The organism is Trinickia sp. EG282A, assembly GCF_040965455.1.
Lineage (GTDB): Bacteria > Pseudomonadota > Gammaproteobacteria > Burkholderiales > Burkholderiaceae > Trinickia > Trinickia symbiotica.
The window spans coordinates 360623-380812 of the sequence record NZ_JBFRCC010000002.1; the positions used below are offsets into that span (position 1 = coordinate 360623).

The 20190-nt window shown below is 65.6% G+C and carries 19 protein-coding genes; 13 read left to right on the top strand and 6 right to left on the bottom strand.

Annotated elements, in window-relative coordinates:
* Positions 1–18: 18 nt before the first annotated feature.
* Positions 19–297, top strand: coding sequence for an HU family DNA-binding protein (locus AB4Y31_RS09505; RefSeq protein ID WP_018441348.1), 279 nt, complete (start codon positions 19–21; stop codon positions 295–297).
* A gap of 97 nt (positions 298–394) precedes the next feature.
* Here AB4Y31_RS09505 and AB4Y31_RS09510 read toward each other — a convergent pair whose 3' ends face one another.
* Both AB4Y31_RS09510 and AB4Y31_RS09515 read right to left on the bottom strand, forming a co-directional pair.
* Positions 395–1699 carry a GTP-binding protein gene (locus tag AB4Y31_RS09510; protein WP_368673718.1) on the bottom strand — a complete coding sequence of 435 codons (1305 nt, stop codon included), beginning with the start codon at positions 1697–1699 and terminating at the stop codon, positions 395–397.
* A gap of 213 nt (positions 1700–1912) precedes the next feature.
* Positions 1913–2341 carry a lytic transglycosylase domain-containing protein gene (locus tag AB4Y31_RS09515; protein WP_085952730.1) on the bottom strand — a complete coding sequence of 143 codons (429 nt, stop codon included), beginning with the start codon at positions 2339–2341 and terminating at the stop codon, positions 1913–1915.
* Positions 2342–2833: 492 nt separating this feature from the next.
* Between AB4Y31_RS09515 and gspD the strand changes: the two genes are divergently transcribed.
* From gspD to gspF, 3 genes are read left to right on the top strand one after another with little or no spacing between them, the layout of a single operon-like run.
* Positions 2834–5212 carry a type II secretion system secretin GspD gene (gene gspD, locus AB4Y31_RS09520; RefSeq protein ID WP_368673719.1) on the top strand — a complete coding sequence of 793 codons (2379 nt, stop codon included), beginning with the start codon at positions 2834–2836 and terminating at the stop codon, positions 5210–5212.
* Entirely contained in the window at positions 5209–6696 is a 1488-nt protein-coding gene (gene gspE, locus AB4Y31_RS09525) for a type II secretion system ATPase GspE (protein ID WP_368673720.1), read from the top strand. Before gspD ends, gspE begins: the two co-directional genes overlap by 4 nt.
* Positions 6697–6701: 5 nt before the next feature.
* Positions 6702–7919, top strand: coding sequence for a type II secretion system inner membrane protein GspF (gene gspF / locus AB4Y31_RS09530; protein WP_018441343.1), 1218 nt, complete (start codon positions 6702–6704; stop codon positions 7917–7919).
* Positions 7920–8006: 87 nt separating this feature from the next.
* Here gspF and AB4Y31_RS09535 read toward each other — a convergent pair whose 3' ends face one another.
* On the bottom strand, positions 8007–8423 hold the full coding sequence (locus AB4Y31_RS09535) for a hypothetical protein (protein WP_368673721.1): 417 nt from the start codon (positions 8421–8423) through the stop codon (positions 8007–8009).
* A gap of 138 nt (positions 8424–8561) precedes the next feature.
* On the opposite strand from AB4Y31_RS09535, the gene gspG reads away from it, so the two are divergent.
* Genes gspG through AB4Y31_RS09575 form a run of 8 tightly spaced genes read left to right on the top strand, consistent with a single transcriptional unit; the run spans position 8562 to position 14523 of the window.
* Positions 8562–9026: a type II secretion system major pseudopilin GspG gene (gene gspG, locus AB4Y31_RS09540; RefSeq protein ID WP_368673722.1), complete on the top strand. Its 465-nt coding sequence runs from the start codon at positions 8562–8564 to the stop codon at positions 9024–9026.
* Positions 9027–9038: 12 nt separating this feature from the next.
* Positions 9039–9503: a GspH/FimT family pseudopilin gene (locus tag AB4Y31_RS09545; RefSeq protein ID WP_368673723.1), complete on the top strand. Its 465-nt coding sequence runs from the start codon at positions 9039–9041 to the stop codon at positions 9501–9503.
* A complete protein-coding gene (gspI, locus tag AB4Y31_RS09550; RefSeq protein WP_368673724.1) occupies positions 9504–9893 on the top strand; it encodes a type II secretion system minor pseudopilin GspI in 390 nt (129 codons plus the stop codon).
* Positions 9871–10551, top strand: coding sequence for a type II secretion system protein J (locus AB4Y31_RS09555; protein WP_368673725.1), 681 nt, complete (start codon positions 9871–9873; stop codon positions 10549–10551). The genes gspI and AB4Y31_RS09555 overlap by 23 nt, the downstream gene beginning before the upstream one ends.
* A gap of 2 nt (positions 10552–10553) precedes the next feature.
* Complete coding sequence (gene gspK / locus AB4Y31_RS09560) at positions 10554–11642, top strand: type II secretion system minor pseudopilin GspK (protein WP_368673726.1); 1089 nt, start codon at positions 10554–10556, stop codon at positions 11640–11642.
* Positions 11643–11675: 33 nt separating this feature from the next.
* Positions 11676–13175, top strand: coding sequence for a type II secretion system protein GspL (gspL, locus tag AB4Y31_RS09565; protein WP_368673727.1), 1500 nt, complete (start codon positions 11676–11678; stop codon positions 13173–13175).
* Positions 13172–13690: a type II secretion system protein GspM gene (gene gspM / locus AB4Y31_RS09570; protein ID WP_368673728.1), complete on the top strand. Its 519-nt coding sequence runs from the start codon at positions 13172–13174 to the stop codon at positions 13688–13690. The genes gspL and gspM overlap by 4 nt, the downstream gene beginning before the upstream one ends.
* Positions 13691–13743: 53 nt before the next feature.
* A complete protein-coding gene (locus AB4Y31_RS09575) occupies positions 13744–14523 on the top strand; it encodes a type II secretion system protein N (RefSeq protein WP_368673729.1) in 780 nt (259 codons plus the stop codon).
* Between the two features lie 13 nt (positions 14524–14536).
* On the opposite strand, the gene AB4Y31_RS09580 is transcribed toward AB4Y31_RS09575, so the two are convergent.
* Positions 14537–16078 (bottom strand): efflux transporter outer membrane subunit, encoded by a 1542-nt coding sequence (locus tag AB4Y31_RS09580; protein WP_368673730.1) that lies wholly within the window; start codon positions 16076–16078, stop codon positions 14537–14539.
* A 244-nt stretch (positions 16079–16322) separates the two neighbouring features.
* On the opposite strand from AB4Y31_RS09580, the gene AB4Y31_RS09585 reads away from it, so the two are divergent.
* Entirely contained in the window at positions 16323–17906 is a 1584-nt protein-coding gene (locus AB4Y31_RS09585; RefSeq protein WP_368673731.1) for a DHA2 family efflux MFS transporter permease subunit, read from the top strand.
* Positions 17907–17943: 37 nt separating this feature from the next.
* Here the strand turns inward: AB4Y31_RS09585 and AB4Y31_RS09590 are convergent, their stop codons facing one another.
* Both AB4Y31_RS09590 and gshA read right to left on the bottom strand, forming a co-directional pair.
* Positions 17944–18402, bottom strand: a complete 459-nt coding sequence (locus tag AB4Y31_RS09590; protein ID WP_368673732.1) for a hypothetical protein — start codon at positions 18400–18402, stop codon at positions 17944–17946.
* Between the two features lie 141 nt (positions 18403–18543).
* The gene (gshA, locus tag AB4Y31_RS09595) at positions 18544–20157 is read right to left on the bottom strand and encodes a glutamate--cysteine ligase (protein ID WP_368673733.1); all 1614 of its coding nucleotides are present in this window, start codon (positions 20155–20157) and stop codon (positions 18544–18546) included.
* Between the last annotated feature and the right edge of the window lie 33 nt (positions 20158–20190).

Here is a 20190-nt window from a genome sequence, read left to right on the forward strand (position 1 = left end):
CTGAAAAGAGGAACGTTAATGAACAAACAGGAACTGATCGACGCCGTCGCAGGTCAGACGGGCGCCAGCAAGGCTCAGACTGGCGAAACGCTGGACACGCTGCTCGAAGTGATCAAGAAGGCAGTGTCCAAGGGGGACTCGGTTCAACTGATCGGCTTCGGCAGCTTCGGTTCGGGTAAGCGCGCAGCCCGCACGGGCCGCAACCCGAAGACGGGCGAAACGATCAAGATCCCGGCGGCGAAGACCGTGAAGTTCACGGCGGGCAAGGCTTTCAAGGATGCTGTCAACAAGCGTTGAGCTCAGCGCTCGATGTCTCGTCGAGAACCCGCCGATACGGCGGGTTTTTTATTAGCGTCGTCGATTCTTGCAAAAAGCCGCAGTGAGGAGCCGGGCCTCAATGCACGATCTGTCCGGTCCCGTCTTCGTCGCTGTCTTCGACGCCGAGGTCCCACATCGGGAAAGGATCGGCAAAGCCAGCCCAGCCGGAAGGACCGAGCGCATATTCGTCGTCGGTCAGAAGACATGCATCGAGCTTGGTGCGCCAATATGCCGCATCGAGATCGACGCCGATCATAACGAGCTCCTGACGCCGATCCCCGATCGTCGTGTCGTTCGCGTCGCCGTGCCAGTCGGCCGCGATCTCGACCGCGAGCTCGGCGTCGTCGGGCCATTCCTCGCGCGGCTGAGCCGCCCACCAGAAACCGGCCGGACCGTGTCGGCACGCGCCGCCCGCCTGCGAAAGCGAGCCGACGACGTCATGACGCGTCGCGAGCCAAAAAAAACCCTTGCTGCGCAAAACGCCACGCCACTCCTCGTGCAAGAGCGCCCATAGCCGCTCCGGGTGAAACGGCCGCCGCGCACGGTAGACGAAGCTGTCGATTCCGTACTTGTCGGCTTCGCCGCGATGCTCGTGGTGTTCGTGCGCATGCTCGTGATCCCCGTCGCTCGTGTCGCCGTGCGAGTGTGCGAGCGATGCGAGCCAGCCCGGCGCATTCGCGGCCGCGTCGAAATCGAAACGCTTGGTGTCGAGCACTTCGCGCAGCGGCACGGCGCCGAAGCGGCTCACTATTTGAATCGCGCGCGGATTGAGACGCGCGAGGATGCGCTGCAGTCGGGTGAGCGTGTCGGCATCGACGAGATCGGCCTTGTTGACGACGAGCACGTCGCAGAATTCGACCTGCTCGATCAGCAGCTCGACGAGCGTGCGATCGTCTTCGTCGCTCGCGGCGAGGCCTCGCTCCGCGAGCGCATCGGACGATTCGTAATCGCGCAGAAAGTTGAGCGCGTCGACGACGGTGACCATCGTATCGAGGCGCGCGGCATCCGAGAGCGACACCCCCTCGTCATCGGTCATGGCGAACGTTTCGGCGATCGGCATGGGTTCGGCGATGCCTGTCGCTTCGATGACGATCGCATCGAAGCGGCCCTCGCCCGCGAGTTGCCGGATCTCGGTCAACAGATCGTCGCGCAACGTGCAGCAGATGCAGCCGTTCGACATCTCGACGAGCCGTTCCTCCACGTGCGACAGCGTCGCGGCGTCACGCACGAGCGAGGCGTCGATGTTGACGGTCGCGAGATCGTTGACGATGACGGCGACGCGCAGGCCGGCGCGATTGGCGAGGATATGCTTGAGCAGCGTGGTCTTGCCCGCGCCGAGAAAACCCGACAGCACGGTAACGGGCAAAGGAGGCTGATTCATGATGGCGGATCGGTAGGTGAAAGAGGCGGCGCGCGGCCGGCAAAACGCGGTGCAGCGAGCATTTTGCACCAATCGCGGCGACGCCGGGCGTTGAGGGCGGGTTCACGCCGATTGAGGGTTTGATGAGCCGAGATCGCGCCAAGATCGACGCAGCTCGAGAAATTGCTGTTAGAATGCCGCCCTGCACGACATGCGCAGTATTCCGCGATTCAGCTAGCGTTGCGCCTGCAACAGCTTCCAACGGCTGAGAATATCGACGATCTGGCGCGCATAACGATCGCGCAGGGCCGGGGTTTCAGAGTGGTACGCACCCACGGCTTCCCATGTGTTCCCGTACTTGTTCATCTTTTGTCGCAGGTGCCAGGCTGCGATATAGACGTTCTTGCACGGCTCCATCAGCGTCTCCGACGAAATGCCGTACTGCTTCAGTACGGGCAGGTGCACGGAGTTGATCTGCATGAGTCCGTAGTCCGTCGAGCCGTTGACGTTCTTGTGAAGGGCGTCCGGCGTGTTATGCGATTCCTGCCAGGCGATGGCGCGCAGGATCAGCGGGTTCACTTTCTGGTAACGGGCCGCTTCGTCGAAGCAATCCGCGCGTGCGCCTACGCTCGCGAGGCTTGCCGACAAACTTGCGGCAACCATCACGATGGCTCGCGCGATGAGCTTCGTCCGTTTATTTCGAACGATGGCCGAATCGATCGTTCGACCCACTGCCGATACCAAGTCGCCTTGCATTTTCTTACCTTGCCTTACCTGTGTCTTTTGTGTCGCCCTTTTATGTTCCATGAACCGAAGCGCGCGCTCAGCGCCCGGGAAAACCCGGGTCACCGGAGCATTCCATCGAAAATGTCCGCTCGTATCATACCGGCTGAGGGAACGTCCGCAAACCGGCCGGACGGACATAAGCGAGCCGGGTGCGGACAACTTGATGACGCGCGGCTTACTGTAGCGCGCTGCCGCCCGCCTTTTGGGAAATGGCGCAGGTCTCGAATTTTGTGATTATTGGGACATAAAAAGCTGCTAATGTTCGGCTTTTCAGCGGCGGCGCACCGGCCCGAAAGGGCCGTGCCTCGGCGCGCCGCGGTGGATTGCCGCGAAGAGCCGCTTATCGCTTTCGCATTCAACTCTGATTCCATGACAAGAAACCCTAGGGCATTGCGCCGCATCGCCACCGCGTTCTTGATCGCGGGCTTGATGACGACACGATTCGCGTATGCGGACGTCTCGCTCAACTTCGTCAACGCGGACATCGATCAGGTCGCGAAGGCGATCGGCGCCGCCACCGGCAAGACGATCATCGTCGATCCGCGCGTCAAGGGGCAGCTCAACCTCGTGTCCGAACACCCCGTCCCCGAGGATCAGGCGATCAAGACGCTCGAATCCGCGCTGCGGATGCAAGGCTTCGCCCTCGTGCAGGATCACGGGGTGCTCAAGGTCGTGCCCGAGGCGGACGCCAAACTGCAAGGCGTGCCGACCTACGTCGGCAATTCGACGCCCGCGCGCGGCGATCAGGTCATCACGCAGGTGTTCGAGCTTCATCACGAATCGGCGAACAACCTGCTGCCCGTGCTGCGCCCGTTGATCTCGCCGAACAACACGATCGCGGCCTACCCCGCGAACAACACGCTCGTCGTGACCGATTACGCCGACAACGTGCGACGCATCGCCGCGATCATCGCCGGCGTCGACAGCGCGGCGGGTCAGCAAGTCGAAGTCGTGCCGCTGAAGAACGCGAATGCGATCGACATGGCGCAGTCGCTCTCGAAGATGCTCGATCCCGGCGCGATCGGAAGCACCGATGCGACGTTGAAGGTCTCGGTGCAGGCCGATCCGCGCAGCAATGCGCTGTTGCTGCGCGCGTCGAACAAATCGCGGCTCGCGATGGCGAAAAAACTCGTGCAGCAGCTCGATGCGCCGAGCTCGGAGCCCGGGAACATGCACGTCGTTCGACTGCGCAACGCCGATGCGGTCTCGCTCGCGAAGACGCTGCGCGGCATGATGGGCAAAGGCGGCGGAGAAGGCGCCACGTCGAGCGCGGAAACGAGCAACGCCAACACGTTCAATGCGGGCGGCGGCGCGGCAGGCGGTCTCTCGACCGGCACGGCCGGCACGCCTCCGCTTCCTTCGTCTTATAGCGGATCGCTCGGCAGCAGCAGCGGCGGCGGGTTGGGCTCGTCGGGGGGCATGGCGGGCGGCGGCTTGGGCAAGGCGGGCTTTCTAGGCCAAGCGCAAGGCGGCGGCGGCGGCGCAGAGGAGAACCCGGCTGGCGGCATGATCCAGGCGGATGCGGCGACGAACTCGCTCGTCATCACGGCGTCGGATCCCGTCTATCGCAACCTGCGCGCGGTGATCGACCAGCTCGATGTGCGGCGTCCGCAGGTCTATATCGAGGCACTCATCGTCGAACTCACCGCGACCAACCAGGCGAATCTCGGCATTCAATGGCAGGTCGCGACGGGGGCGCTCTATGGGGGCACCAACCTGTCGACCGGCCAGAGCGGTCTCGGCAATAGCATCGTCAACCTGACGGCCACGGCTGCGACGAATGGCTTGCCGGCGGCGTTGGCCAGCACAGGGACGGGCGGCCAGGGTCTCAATATCGGCTGGCTGCGCAACATGTTCGGTGTGCAGGGCCTCTCCGGCTTGCTGCAGTACTTTTCCGGCACGAGCGACGCGAACGTGCTGTCGACACCAAACCTCGTCACGCTCGACAACCAGGAGGCGCAGATCATCGTCGGCCAGAACGTGCCTATCCCGACGGGTCAATACACGAACCTGACGAGCGGCACGGGAAACACCGCATTCAACACGTATGATCGTCGCGACGTCGGTCTCACGCTGCACGTGAAGCCGCAGATTACCGACGGCGGAATCCTCAAGCTGCAGATCTACACGGAAGATTCGGCGGTGCTCGCGGGCACCCAGACCTCGGTGACCGGTCCGACCTTCACCAAGCGTTCGGTGGAGTCGACCGTGCTTGCGGACAATGGCGAGATCATCGTGCTCGGCGGCCTCATGCAGGACAACTACCAGGTCTCGAACAACAAGGTGCCGCTGCTCGGCGACATTCCGTGGATCGGCCAGTTGTTCCGCTCGGAGGGCAAGACGCGTCAAAAGACGAACCTGATGGTGTTCCTGCGGCCTGTCATCATCAGCGACAGCGAGACCGCGCGGGCCGTGACAGAGAACCGTTACGACTATATCCAGGGCGTCACGGGCGCATATCGGTCGGACAACAGGGTCATCCGCGACAAGGACGACCCGGTCGTGCCGCCGATTCCGGCCGGCCCGAACGAAGGTGGCGCACCCGCGACGAATCTTTTCGACCTCGACAAGATGCGGCGCCAGCAGTTCGCGCCTCCCCCGCCGGCTGGTACGGCGACACCCGCGCCCCAAGTGGCGCCGCCGCCGGCGCCGGCCGCGCCGACCTCGAGCCAACCCGGCGTCGCACCCGGTACCGGTAAAAGCGCCGGCGGCAACTCCGCGATCGACTTCACATCGTCAAGACCATGAGCACTAGCGTAGCGCCACAGCCGGTTCTCGAGCGGGAGGCACTCTCGCCGCTTGCCGCGCGCCTCGTGCCGTACGCCTTCGCGCGCAACGGCCAGATTCTTGTCGCCCATCAGCGCCCCGAAGGCGTCGAAGTATGGGTCAGCGAACGCACAAGCGACGCGGCGCTCGCCGAGGTTGCCCGTAATTTCGGTGCACTGACGGCCGTGCGGCTGCCGGCCGACGAACTCGCGCAGGCGATCAATCAAGCGTATGCGCGCAACGACGGCAGCGCGGCGCAAATCGTCGGCGAGGTGGAAGGCGAAGTCGATCTGTCGCGCCTGATGCAGGACATTCCCGAAGTCGAGGACCTGCTGGAATCCGAAGACGACGCGCCGATCATCCGCATGATCAACGCGCTGCTCACGCAGGCGGCGCGCGAGCACGCATCGGATATCCACATCGAGCCGTTCGAAAATGCGTCGGTCGTGCGCTTCCGCGTGGATGGAACGTTGCGCGATGTCGTGCGTCCGAAAAAGGCGCTGCATGGCGCGCTGATTTCGCGCATCAAGATCATGGCGCAGCTCGATATCGCCGAGAAACGCTTGCCGCAGGACGGCCGCATCACGCTGCGCGTGGCGGGCCGCCCCGTCGATGTCCGCGTTTCGACGCTGCCGACGGGGCATGGCGAACGCGCCGTCCTGCGTCTGCTCGAAAAGGATGCGCAGCACCTGAATCTCGAGGCGCTTGGCATGGGGCCCGATACGCTCGATCAATTCGACAAGCTGATTTCGCGACCGCACGGCATCGTTCTCGTGACGGGACCGACAGGCTCGGGCAAGACGACGACGCTTTATGCGTCGCTCTCGCGGCTCGAGACGACGACGACGAACATCATGACGGTCGAGGACCCGATCGAGTATGACCTCTCCGGTATCGGCCAGACGCAGGTCAACGAGCGCATCGGCATGACGTTCGCGCGCGCGTTGCGCTCGATCCTTCGTCAAGACCCGGACGTCATCATGATCGGCGAGATTCGCGATCTCGAAACGGCGCAGATCGCCGTGCAAGCCTCGCTGACGGGTCACCTCGTGCTGGCGACGCTGCACACGAACGATGCCGCCTCGGCCGTCACGCGTTTGACCGACATGGGCGTCGAGCCCTATCTGCTCGCTTCATCGTTGCTCGGCGTCCTTGCGCAGCGGCTCGTGCGGCGGCTATGCCCCGCATGCAAGGAGGAGCGCGTCGAGGATGGCCGTCGGCATTGGCATCCCGTAGGCTGCGACAAATGCGGGCGATCGGGCTACGCGGGGCGGCGCGGCGTCTACGAGCTGCTCGTCATCGACGATGCGGTCCGCACGATGATTCACCACAACGCAGCCGACGCGGAGATTCTCGCGGCCGGCCGCGAGCGCGGCATGCGCACGCTGCGCGAGGACGGCGAGCGCTGGATCGCCTCGGGCTTGACCTCGCTCGAAGAGCTCTTGCGCGTGACTGGGGGAGCGTAAGGAGCATGCCGGCATTTCGCTTCGAAGCGATCGACACAGCGGGCCAGGCGCAAAAGGGCGTGCTCGATGCCGACAGCGCGCGCTCGGCCCGCTCGCAATTGCGCACGCAGGGTTTGACGCCGCTCGTCGTCGAGCCGGCCGGCAGCGCCGCGCGCGGCGAGCGCAGCCGGCGGCTCGCGCTCGGGCGCAAGCTCTCCTCGCGCGAGCAGGCGATTCTCACGCGGCAGCTCGCGAGCTTGCTCATCGCCGGCTTGCCGCTCGACGAAGCGCTTTCGGTATTGACGGAGCAAGCCGAGCGCGACTACATCCGCGAGCTCGTGGCGGCGATTCGCGCCGAAGTGCTGGGCGGCCACTCGCTCGCCAATGCGCTCGCGCAGCATCCGCGCGATTTTCCCGACATCTATCGCGCGCTCGTCGCGGCCGGCGAGCATACGGGCAAGCTCGGGCTCGTCCTGTCGCGGCTTGCGGACTACATCGAAGGCCGCAATGCGCTCAAGCAAAAGATCGTGCTTGCGTTCACGTATCCGGCCGTCGTCACCGTCATCGCTTTCGGGATCGTGACGTTTCTGCTCAGTTATGTGGTGCCGCAAGTCGTGAACGTATTCGCGAGCACGAAGCAGCAGCTGCCGATCCTGACCGTCATGATGATGGCGCTCTCGGGCTTCGTGCGGCACTGGTGGTGGGCGATTCTGATCGGCGTGGCCGTCGTCGTTTATCTCGTGCGCGCGGTGCTCGCGCAAGCGGGGCCGCGGCTCGCCTTCGACCGATGGCTGCTGACGGCGCCGCTCGCGGGCAAGCTCGTGCGCGGCTACAACACGGTCCGCTTTGCGAGCACGCTGGCGATTCTGACCGCTGCCGGCGTGCCGATCCTGCGCGCGCTGCAGGCCGCGGGCGAGACGCTCAACAACCGCGCGATGCGCGGCAACATCGACGAGGCGATCGTGCGCGTGAGAGAGGGTACGTCGCTCTCGCGCTCGCTCGGGAACACGAAGACGTTTCCGCCCGTGCTCGTGCATTTGATCCGCTCAGGCGAGGCGACGGGCGACGTGACGACGATGCTCGATCGCGCGGCCGAAGGCGAGGCGCGGGAGCTCGAGCGGCGCACGATGTTCATGACGAGTTTGCTGGAGCCGCTGTTGATTCTGGCGATGGGCGGCGTGGTGCTCGTGATCGTGCTGGCAGTCATGCTGCCGATCATCGACTTGAACAATATGGTGCAGTGACCGGCCCGCATTCCCGAGCGAGGACAGCGAGGACAGCGGGGAATCGGGACGGGGCTCCATGCGCTGGAGCCCCAGGGCCGAGCGACTTCAGCGAACGTAGATGGTCGGGCCGCCGCCGGTGTTCGCGGGCAGGAAGACTTCGGAGCGCGCACCGTTGTGATCGATGACGATCGATCGCGCGCGCACTTCGGCGAGCTTGCTGTCGTCGCCGAGGCTGCCGCCGAGCGAAATCGCATGTGGCGGTTCGTCGCCGACGCTGACGATCGCCGCGGCGCCTTCCCTCAGCGAAAGGATGCCGAAGACTTTGATGGCGCGGTTGATCGCGGGCGTGAGCTTGCCGCCGAAAAGCGTCGCGGCGTCGTCGACCGAGGCGGTCTGCTCGACGGCGGCGGCGCGCGGCGGCGCGGGTGGGCGCGCGCTCAGCACGACGACCCAATAGGCCAGCGTCGCGCAGAAAACCGCGAACATGAATAACGACAGCAGACGGACATGTAAGGAGTTCATGCGCAGTATTGTACGGATTATTCCTGCATTTGCGCGTAACGGCGTGGCGCTTTGAGCCGCGCATTACAATCAGCGGCCGAATCGAATGCCGTGCCACGCGGCCAGATTCTGAACCCATTTTCGAACGAGGTAGGAACGATGCAAAGGTGGACCCAACGCCGTCACGAAATCGCCGCGTCGCGCACGCGGCGCCACCGCGGCTTCACGCTGATCGAGATCATGGTCGTGATCGCGATCCTCGGCATTCTCGCCGCGCTGATCGTACCGAAGATCATGAGCCGACCAGATGAAGCACGCCGTGTCGCGGCGAAGCAGGATATCGGCTCGATCATGCAGGCGCTCAATCTGTACCGGCTCGACAACGGCCGCTATCCGACCCAGGATCAGGGTCTGCCGGCGCTCGTCCAGAAGCCGACGACGGATCCGGTGCCGAACAATTGGAAAGACGGCGGCTACCTGGAAAAGCTGCCGAACGATCCGTGGGGGCATCCCTATCAATACCTGAATCCCGGCGTGCACGGCGAAATCGACGTGTTCAGTTACGGTGCCGACGGCAAGCCGGGCGGCGATGGCAACGATTCCGACGTCGGTTCGTGGCAATAGGGTGTCGCCTCGATGAAGACTTCGCGCCAAGCGGGATTCACGTTGCTCGAGATGCTCGTCGTGCTCGTGATCGCTGGCCTGCTCGTTTCGCTTGCGTCGATTTCGCTCACGCGCAATCCGCGCACCGACCTCAATGAGGAGGCGCAACGCCTTGCGCTGCTATTCGAATCGGCGACGGACGAAGCGCAGGTGCGTTCGCGTCCGATCGCGTGGGAGCCGGTCGCGGGCGGATTTCGCTTCGACGTTCGCACGCAGGATGGCTGGCGGCCGCTGCAGCGCGACGAGCTTCTGCGCGAGCGGCGCTGGGAAGGCGGCGTGACCGACGTGTCGATCGATTACCCGGGCTCGGATCTGCATCCCGATCGGCTCGTGTTCGGCGTGGAGAGCATCGGGGCCGCCGTGACGGTCACGCTCTACTCGGCCGTCGGGCGCGCGACGATCGTCGGCACCGGCAACGGCCGCTATGAGGTGCGCTGAATGAAACGACCCCATTCCCGCGCGCGCGGCTTCACGATGATCGAGGTGCTCGTCGCGCTCGCGATTATCGCCATCGCGCTGGCCGCGGCGCTGCGCGCGAGTGCGATGCTCGCGGGCGACGAAGCGGGTTTGCATCGGCGCCTGCTCGCGGGGTGGAGCGCCGACAATACGCTCGCGCGGCTCTATTTGTCGCGCGAATGGCCCGAGGTCGGCTCGAAGAGCTTCGATTGCTCGCAGGGCAATCAGCCGCTCTTGTGTACCGAGCGCGTGAGCGCGACGCCCAATCCCGTTTTCAGGCGGGTCGAGGTCGTGGTGACGATTCCAGGGGAGCAAGGCATCCTCGCTCAACTCGTGACGGTGGTGCCGAATGAGACGAACCGTGCGCTCTGACGGCCGGCGTCGCCGCGCGAGTCGCGCACGCGGCTTCACGCTCATCGAGCTGATGGTGGCGATCGCCATTCTCGCCGTCATCGCCGTGCTGTCGTGGCGCGGTCTCGAGCAGATCGTCCGCGCGCGGCAGACCATCTCGAACGCCATGGAAGACGAGCGTGTCTTCGCGCAGTTTTTCGATCAGGTGCGCATCGATGCGCGGGAGGCGGCCACCGACGACGAGGTCGGCCAACCGGCCGTGTCCGTTGCCGGGGGCACGCTGCAGATCGTGCGCTGGTTCGACATGAGCGGGCAGCCGCCGCGATTGCAGGTGGTGCGCTATCAGGTTGCCGGTGGGCGTGTCACACGCTATGCGTCGCCGCCCGTCGGGACGCCTGACGCCCTGCGGCGCATGTTGTCGGGAGCAAGCACGGATTGGAGCGCGGTGCCGCTCATCGGCGGCGTCGGCATGATCAACGCGCGCCTTTTCGTGCCGCGTACGGGCTGGACGACTCAAATGGAGGATGTGACCACCGAGATCGCCCGCAACGACAACAATGTCAAGGTGCCACAGTTCGGCAATGCGCCGATCGATCGCGCGGTCAAGGGACTCGAAGTCAGCATTGGCGCGCCCTCGCTTCGCGCGCCGATCACACGCGTCTTTCTGGTCGGAGGCTGACGGTGAGAAGACGTCAACGCACGCACGAACGCGGCGCTGCCATCATCAGCGCACTGCTTGTCGTCTCGCTCGCCGCCATTCTCGTTGCGGGCATTCTCTGGCGGCAACAGGTGCAGGTGCGCCGCATCGAAAACCAGCGCCTCCTCGCGCAGGCGCAATGGGTCGCGCGCGGCGCGCTCGACTGGACGCGCCTCATCCTGCGCGCCGAGGCCGACACGTCGCCGACCTTCACGTACCTCGGCGGCGTCTGGGCGGTACCGATCGCGAGAACGCGCCTCTCCGATTTTCTCGGCAAGATCGGCGAGGCGCAGGCCGGCCAAGGCGAAGATACCTACATCTCGGGCTCGATCGAAGACGCCCAGGGCAAATTCAACCTGCGCAATCTCGTTTCGGTGCCAGCACCGGGCGCGCTGCAGGTGAACATCGCCCAGGTCCTCGCATTCCAGCGGCTCTTGCAATCGCTCGGATTCGACGGCCAGCTCGCAAGGCGCGTCGCGCTGCAGGTTCGCGCTGGCCTGCAGGGATCTGCGACGCGATTCCAATCGCCGATGAACGAGATCGGCGGGGGGCAGACGCAGCAGCTCGGCGGTATCGTCGGCGGCAACAACTTCACCGACAATCCGGGGCTTCAAGAAGGCAACGACCAGTCGAGCATGGCCGCGCTCCAGATGACGAGTGTCGATTCGCTTCTCGACGTGCCGGGCTTCACGCCCGAAATGGTCGCGCGCCTGCGTCCGTTCGTGACCGTGTTGCCCACGCAGACCGCTGTCAACATGAATACGGCGCCCGCCGAAGTCGTCGCGGCCATCGTGCCCGGGATGTCGCTCTCGAGCGCACAAGCGTTCGTCTCACGCCGGGAGACCGTCTTCTTTCGCAACAGCGCCGACATCGAGTTGGCCTTGCGAGGCGCCGGTGCGCCGCAAGCGACGGACGCCGCCTCGAGTCAGGTTCCCATCGACGTGACAACGAGCTATTTTTTCGTGCATGGGCTCGTGCAGCATCGACGGGCCGAAGTCGATCGGACGACGCTCGTTTATCGCGATCCGCTCACGCATGCGACGCGCGTCGTCCGCGTGAGCGATCAACCATGACACCCGCAAAGCTAAGCCTAGGAGAGACGGCCTTTGAGCACGTTGATCGTTTTTCTGCCGCCGCGTGATCCGGCGGTGCCGTCGCAGGAATGGCTGCTGCCCGATATGCCGTTCCTGCTGCTCGACAAAAGCGGCCGCAAGGAGCGCGCGGGCCGGGCAGGGCTTGCGTTCCTGCCGCGCGCCGCGACGACGGTGCTGATCGTCGCCGCCCGCGACGTTCTGATGTTATCGGCGTCGTTGCCACCGCTGAAGGGACAGCGGCTCAAGCAAGCGCTGCCGAACGTCGTCGAGGATCAGATGATCCAGGATCCGCAGACCTGTCATATCGCGCTCGATCCGCAACCGCTCGCCGACGGCTCGCGCGTGCTCGCCGTTATCGATCGCGGCTGGTTTCGTTTCCTTGTCGAAGCCTTCGCGGCGGCCGGGCACCGCAACTTGCGCGCGGTGCCGGTCACGCGTTGCTTGCCCGCGGCGCAGTCCGCACCCGGCGGCTTGGCCGAAAGCGCCGCAATCGGCGGGCAGGATGAGCCGCCGGTTGCGGCCGCGCCCGCGCTTGCCGACGGCCAGGCGGCCGCGGTGTCGCAGCCTGAATCGCCGCTCCTTTCCCCCGCTTCGCTTGTCGTAGCCGTGCTCGGTACGGTTCGCGAAACAGCGCAGGCGATTCTCGCGGACGCCGCCGCCGGAGCCGCGTCGGTTGTTCCCGAGGCGCCGTCGCCATCGTCCGCGCCGCTCGCTTCCGCCGATCCGCGCGTCGAGGTTGCAATCGCGCGCGGCTCGCTCGGCGAAGGGCTGGCCGTACCCGCCTCGGCTCTCGAGGCGACGCTTTCCGCGCTGGCCGGCGATACGCCGCTCGACGTGTTCGAGCTGACCGACGTGCCCGGGGCCGAACCGGCGCTGGCGCCGCATGCGGCGTTGCCCATGTTCGGCAGGGCCTCTTCCGACGCACGCGTCGTGCTGCCGGCCGGCGCCAAGCTGTTGCCGTTCGAGGCACTGGCGCGCGCGGCCATCGCGTCGCGGCTCGACCTCTGCCAGTTCGAGTTCGAATCGCGCCCCTGGCGGCTCGACCGTGCGACCGTGAGGCGGCTGCGCGTGCCGATCGGACTCGGCGTGGCAGCGCTCCTCGTGGCGGTGATCGGCGCCAACGTGCAGTGGATCGTGATGGCGCGTGAGCGCGACGCGCTCAACGCGCAGATGACGGAGCTGTTGCTGAATGCGTTTCCGAAAACGACGGTCGTGCTCGATGCGCCCGCGCAGATGAAATCGCAGCTCGATCGGCTGCGGCTAGCGTCGGGTCAGCTCTCGCCCGACGATTTCCTATCGCTTGCCGCACGGCTTGCGCGTTCGCTCGGGCCGCTTCCTGTGAACGGCATTGCGGCGCTCGATTACCACGACCGCCGGCTCGACCTCACCTTCAAGCCGCAGGTGAGCGCCGATCCCGACTTTACGAAGCGGCTCGCGCAAAGCGGACTCGCGGGGGAACTCGATACCGGCACGGGCAAGTGGGCGATCAAGAACAGGAACCCGGGACAATGAAGACGACTACCGCAATCACCGACGCCTGGTCCGGCTTCTGGGCGGTGCGAACCGCGCGCGAGAAGATGATCATCACATGGGGCGGCGCCGTTCTCGGCGTCGTCATCGCCTACTCGCTGCTGTGGGCGCCGGCGCAGCAGGGTCGTGCGGAGCTCCGCGAGCAATTGCCGACGATGCAGCGCGAGCTCGCGCAGATGACTGCGGAAGCGGATGAAGCGCGCGCGCTCGCGCCGGCGGCGCAGGGCGTGGCGCCTACCGGCAACGCGCTGAAAGATGCGGTCGCCGCGTCGCTCGCCCAGGCGGGCTTCGGCGATCCTCAAGTGCAGATTGCCGGTGAGGCCGTCCGTGTCAGCCTCAAGAACGCCTCGTTCGCCGCCTGGACGACTTGGCTCGACGCCGCGCGCAAGCAGTTCAAGGTGCAGGTGTCGGAGTTGCATGCGACGGCCGCGAAGGCTGACGGGCAAGTCGACGTGACGGCCACGCTGCAGCCGGCCGTCGTGCGGCCGGGCCGCTGATCGATGCGCCGCCCGTTCGCCCGAGAAGGCCTCCCTCGACCGGACGGCCGCGCATGAGCGTCTGGATGCGCCGTATCGGGACCGCGCTGCCATGGCTCGCGGTCGCCTTCGTTTCGTGCGTGCTCGTGCTCGTGGTGTTGCTGCCGGCCTCGTGGGTGACGCCGCGCTTCGCTCGCGCCACGCAGGGGCACGTCAATCTGATCGAGCCGTCCGGATCGCTATGGCACGGCTCGGCCACGCTGATGCTCGCAGCCGGCCCGGATGCGAGCGCGGCCACGGTTTTGCCGGGTCGCGTCGAGTGGCATACGGCGTTCTGGCCGCTCTTCGCCGGCCGTGTGAGCATGCAATTGCTGCTGAGCGACGCGATGCCGGATCCGGTCCACATCGACGCCTCGTTCGACGGCGCGACGGTTTCGGCTGGCGGCATCAAATTGCCCGCCGCGCTGCTTTCGGGGCTCGGCGCGCCGTTCAATACGCTCGATCTGCAAGGCGATATCCATGTAACGTGGACGCAATGGCACTTGATCCGAGGCAATGCGTTCGGCGGGCTCACGATCACGCTCGAGGACATGATTTCGCGCGTGTCGCCGGTGAAGCCGCTCGGCTCGTACCGCGTGGTGCTGCAGGCTCAGGGTGCCGCGTCGACGCTCGACCTTTCGACGCTCAAAGGCCCGCTGCTGCTTAGCGGACACGGGACGGTCGCCGGCAGCGGCACGTCGTTTCACGGCGAGGCGAGCTCGACGCCCGAAGCGCGCGACAACCTGTCCGGTCTGCTGAACCTGCTCGGACGGCCGATGGGGCCGGGCACCGTTTCCCTCGATTACAGGCGCTGAAGCGGGCCAGCGATTAGTCCGCCTTCCCGTCGACGTGATTCATCTGCGCGACGTTCCAGCCGCCGCCGAGCGCCTTCACGAGGCCTACCGACGATACCATCCGTTGCCCCGCGAGCGTCGCGAGCTTTTGCTCGGCGGTAAAAGCCGTCGTTTGCGCGGTCAATACGTTCACATAGCCGACCGTTCCGGCCTTGTACTCGTTCGTCACGATGGCGAGCGCTTGCTGCGCCGAAGCCACGGCCTGTCGCTGGACGACGATTTCCTGGGCCAGGATGCGTTGGGAAGCGAGGTTGTCTTCGACATCCTGGAAGGCGGTGAGAACGGCCTGCCGGTAGGTCGCCACTTGCTGATCGTAGGCGGCGCGCGCGGCTTCCGTCTGCGCATGCCTCAAGCCCGCGTCGAAGAGCGTCGCCGCCAGCGACGGCCCGACCGTCCAAAACCGCGAGGGCAGCGTGAACAGTTTCGAGAAGATCGAGTTCTCGAAACCGCCCTGCGCCGAAAGCGTGAGTGTCGGAAAAAAGGCCGACATGGCCACGCCGATCTGCTCGTTCGCCGCGGCAGCCCTGCGCTCGGCCGAGGCGATGTCGGGCCGCCGTTCGAGCAGCGCCGAGGGCACTTCGACCGGCACCCGCGGCGGCTCGGCATCGAGCGGAATGCGCGGAATCGAGAACGTCGACGCAGGCTCGCCGACGAGCACGGCGATCGCATGCTCCTCTTGCGCGCGCGCGACGCCGTTTTCGATCGCCGCGGCCTGTGCCGATTGGAGCTGCGTTTGTGCCTGAATCACGTCCGAGCGAGCGGCGACGCCCGCCGCGTACTGATTCTGCGTCAGCTTGAGCGCCGCGGTGTAGGCGCTGACGGTGTCGTCGAGGAGCTGCTGCAGCGAATCGGCCTCGCGCAGCTGAAAATAGGTTTGCGCGAGCGTCGCCTGGGCGGACAGCCTCGCATTGGCGAGATCGGCGGCCGCGCCCTGTTCGCCCGCGCGCTCGGCGCTGACGGTGCGGCTGACCTTGCCCCAGAGGTCGGGCTCCCATGTCGCGTCGAGCGACACATCGAAATTGTTGCTGATCCGCGATCTGGATCCGCTCGACCCCAGGAAGCTCGACGAGCTCGACAACTGCTGTCCCGAGCGCGTCGCGCTGGCCGAGGCTCCGATGATCGGGAAGTAAGCGGCCCGCGCTTCGGCGACGAGCGCGCGCGCCTGGCGATAGGCGGCCGCGAATTGCGCGATGGACTGATTCGCCGAATCGAGCTTGTCCATCAGCGCGTCGAGCCGTTCGTCACGGTAGACGGACCACCAGGGGCCGCGATCGGCATGGTCGGACGGCTCAGCCACCTTCCAACCCGGGGGCGCTTCCTTGAAAGAAGCGGGCATCGGCGCATCGGGCCGCTTGTAGTCGGGGCCGACGGCGCAGCCGCCGAGCGTGACGGCAACCGCGGCGATCAACGCCACGGCGAGCCCGGAGACGGTTGTTCCCGAGGGCTGTGCTGGAATCGGCGCCGCGCTCGTCCGTAGCGGAGCAGCGGCAGCCGCAGGTTTTCGATGAAGCGGCATGCGAATGTGTGTCGGTGCTATGCGGCGATGGTATCGCAAGCCGTTTGTCGGCTGGGTTACCGCACGTTACATCCGAGAGCGGCAGGCTGCGCGCTGCGTACTATAGATGTGCTATTGCTTGCTTAGAAGACTATTGACACAGCAACAAAATCAGACGATAGTGCGACCGTTGCGTGAGGTAAGTTGTGACTCGCGCATCGCGGCAAAAGACGAATCAAAAACAAGCAATAAAAGGAGAGCGCAAATGACGGACGCGGCTACCGAGGGCGCCGCGCAGGGCTCGGCTTCGCCCGGCACTTCCGCGGCGGCGAGGCCGCTGCGAGGGGCGACGCTTGCTTTGCTGACGGTCGGCCTTGCTTTCGGCACCTTCATGGAGGTGCTCGACACGTCGATTGCCAACGTCGCCGTGCCGACGATCTCGGGCACGCTCGGCGTGGCGGCCAGCGACGGAACCTGGGTCATTTCGTCGTACTCCGTCGCCGCGGCCATCGCCGTGCCGCTGACGGGATGGCTCGCGCGCCGCGTCGGCGAGGTGCGACTTTTCACACTGTCGGTCCTCGCATTCACGATCGCCTCGGCCCTTTGCGGCCTCGCCGCGAATTTTGAATCGCTGATCGCATTCCGCCTCATTCAAGGACTCGTGTCGGGGCCGATGGTGCCGCTCTCGCAGACGATCCTGATGCGCAGCTATCCGCCGAGCAAGAGAGGGCTCGCGCTCGGTCTCTGGGCGATGACGGTGATCGTCGCGCCGATCTTCGGGCCGGTGATGGGCGGCTGGATTACCGATAACTACAGCTGGCCGTGGATCTTCTATATCAACCTGCCGATCGGCCTGATCTCGGCCGCGACAGCCTTCTTCCTGCTGCGCGGACGCGAGACCAAGACGGCGAAGCAACGCATCGACGCGATAGGGCTCGGCTTACTCGTGATCGGGGTCGGCTCGCTGCAAATGATGCTCGATCTCGGCAAGGATCGCGACTGGTTCAGCTCAACGTTCATCGTCACGCTCGCGCTCACCGCGGCCGTCGCGATCGCCTTCCTGCTCGCGTGGGAGATTACCGAAAAGACGCCCGTCATCGACCTGACGCTGTTCAAGGACCGCAACTTCGCACTCGGCGCCCTCATCATTTTCTTCGGCTACATGGCGTTCTTCGGCTCGGTCGTGGTCTTTCCGCTCTGGCTCCAGACGGTCATGGGCTACACGGCCGGGCTCGCGGGGCTCGCGACGGCGCCGGTCGGGCTGCTCGCGCTCGTCTTGTCTCCGCTCATCGGGCGCAATATGCACCGGCTCGACCTGCGGATGGTCGCGAGTATCGCGTTTACGGTGTTCGCCGTCGTCTCGCTTTGGAATTCAACGTTCACGCTCGACGTGCCGTTCAATCACGTGATTCTGCCGCGTCTCGTTCAAGGCATCGGCGTGGCTTGCTTTTTCGTGCCGATGACGACGATCACCTTATCGAGCATTCCCGACGAGCGGCTCGCGAGCGCGTCAGGGCTGTCGAACTTTCTGCGCACGCTGGCGGGCGCGATCGGCACCGCCATCAGCACGACCTATTGGGAGAACGATGCGATCTATCATCACGCCGTTCTATCGGAATCGGTCAGCCTCTATTCGCCGAACACGAGCGCCTATCGCGATGCGCTCGCGGCCCTCGGCATGGCGGGCAACAGCCTGACGGCCCAGTTGAACGACACCGTCACGCAACAGGGCTACATGATGGCGACGAACGACTTTTTCCGCCTTTCTTGCGTCGCGTTCGCGTTGCTGGCCGTGCTGGTTTGGACGACTAAGCCGCGGCGCGGAGGCGGACCTTCGATGTCGCATTGACGCGACGCTCGTTACAGCGATGAAGTGCCGCGGCTGGCTAGCCCTGGTCCTTCGCGCCGCCGGTTTCGCTTGCCGGCGTCGGCGCATCGGGCGCCAATTGCAGCGGTTTTTCGGTGCCCGTCTTCACGAACTGTTTGAAAGCCGCGCCGGCTTGCCACGGATCGGGCCGGCAACCGAGCATGCTGTCGCAGTGCGCGGCGAAGCCGATCGTGGCCGAGCCGTCGGCATTGGCCGTTTTCGTGATCTGGTACGCCAGCTTGCCGCTGCCGCCTTCGGGCCCCGCCGATTCGATCAACGAATCGGTCACCGTCTCGACCTTATAGGCGCTATGGCGCGTCACCCAATCTTGCGCACGATGCCACCAGATAGCGCACTCGTCGGCGTTTCGGCAGACGAGCGGCGCGGTCGCGATCTGCATCGTTTCCGGGGTCACATGATTCGTCGCCGTGCATCCGGCAGCGAGCGCGCATGCCGCGAGCCAAAGCATCGTCTTCATCGGAACGCCCTCATTCGCTCTACATGAGTTCGACGCGCAAAATACGGGCACGTTCGGGCAACGAGGGTGCGTTACTCGACGATACGTGACTTGGGGGCGACTCCTGGGCCGCTCGTGCGCGAAAGCGGCGATACGGCGCCGCTAGACGCTGAAGCGCTCGAGCGTGTAGCCGCGGAAGTCGGCGACGAAGGCGTCGAATGAGCTTCCCGCGTCACGGCGTTCGAGCTCGGCCTGCTCTTCGAGAGAACGCGCCGCGGTCGTGGCCGCTTCTTGCGCGCTCGCGGCATCGAGGGGGCGCGCGCGAAAATGCGCCGCATGGGCTTCGCTCTGCGCGAGGCCGAATGCGAGAAAGCCCTGCCCGCGCTCGCGCATCGCTCGCAGCACGCGCGCAGAGGGCGTGGTTTCGGGATCGGCAAGCTTGGCGCGCTGAGCGGCGACGGCCCGGACGTGCGCATCGCCGCCCGCGAGCGCGTCGAGCGCGCGGGCGGCTTGCTCGATGCCGTCCACGAGCTCGGCGGCCCAGTCTTCGAGCGATATGTCGCCCCCGTCGCGCGTCAGCAGCAAGCCGGGCTTGCGCCCTTCGAGCGTCACGCGGCCGAAGTTGGCGTTGGCTTCGGCATAGGCCGCGGCTGGCAGCGGCGGGCTGTCGTCGAGCGCGCAAAGCAGCAGGTAGGCGTCGAGGAAGCGCGCCGTTTCGAGCGCAATACCGCTCGGCTCGAAGGGATCGATATCGAGGCAGCGTACCTCGACGTATTGCACGCCGCGCGCGGCGAGCGCATGGAGCGGTCGCTCGCCGGAGCCGGCCACGCGTTTCGGGCGGATCGTCGAATAGAACTCGTTTTCGATCTGCAGCACGTTCGTGTTGATCTGCACCCATTCGCCGTCGCGGTGGGTGCCGATCGCTTCGTAGGGCGCGTACGGCTCGCTGACCGCGCGCGCGAGCGCGTCGAGATAGCCCGACAGCGTCTCGTAGTCGGGACGCAATGCCGCCTGCCCCGTCGTATTCGAGTAGCCGAGGTCGCTCATGCGCAGGCTCGTCGCGTAGGGGCGGTAGAGCGTGTCGGCATCGAACGCCTCGAGCGTATGCGGCCGACCGCGCAGGAACGGCTTGTAGAGCGCCGGAGATGCGCCGAACAGGTACATCAAGAGCCAGTTCGTGCGGCGGAAGTTGCGGATCAGCGCCAGGTAGCGTGCGGACTGGTAATCGACCGCCGTTGCCGGCGACGGCTCGGCGGCGTGCAGCAAGCGCCACGTTTCGTCGTTTAGCGAATAGTTGTAGTGGATGCCGGCGATGCACTGCATCGTGCGCCCGTAGCGCAGCGCCAAGCCATGCCGATACACGTGCTTAAGCCGGCCGATGTTCGACGCGCCGTACTCCGCGATCGGGATCTGGTCGTCTTCCGGCAGTTTGCCCGGCATCGAGCAGGTCCAGAGCATTTCGCCGTCGAGCGCCGAATAGACCCATCGATGAAGCTCGTCGAGCCGGGCGAGCGTCTCGCGCGGGTCGCGCTCGGCCGGCGTGATCAGTTCCATCAGCGCTTCCGAGTAGTCCGTGGTCAGCGAGGGATGCGTGAGCGCCGAGCCGAACACGCGCGGATGCGGTGTCATCGCGAGCGAACCGTCCAGCGTCACACGCAGACTCTCTTTCTCGATGCCGCGCAGTCCGCGCGCGAGCACATCGCCCGCGGCAGGCGACGTCAAGATGGACAAACGCTGCGCGAATGTCCCAAAGGGCGAAGGCGAATGGTCTGACATTGAGGCGGGCCGGGGTCGACTACGAGCGCGAGC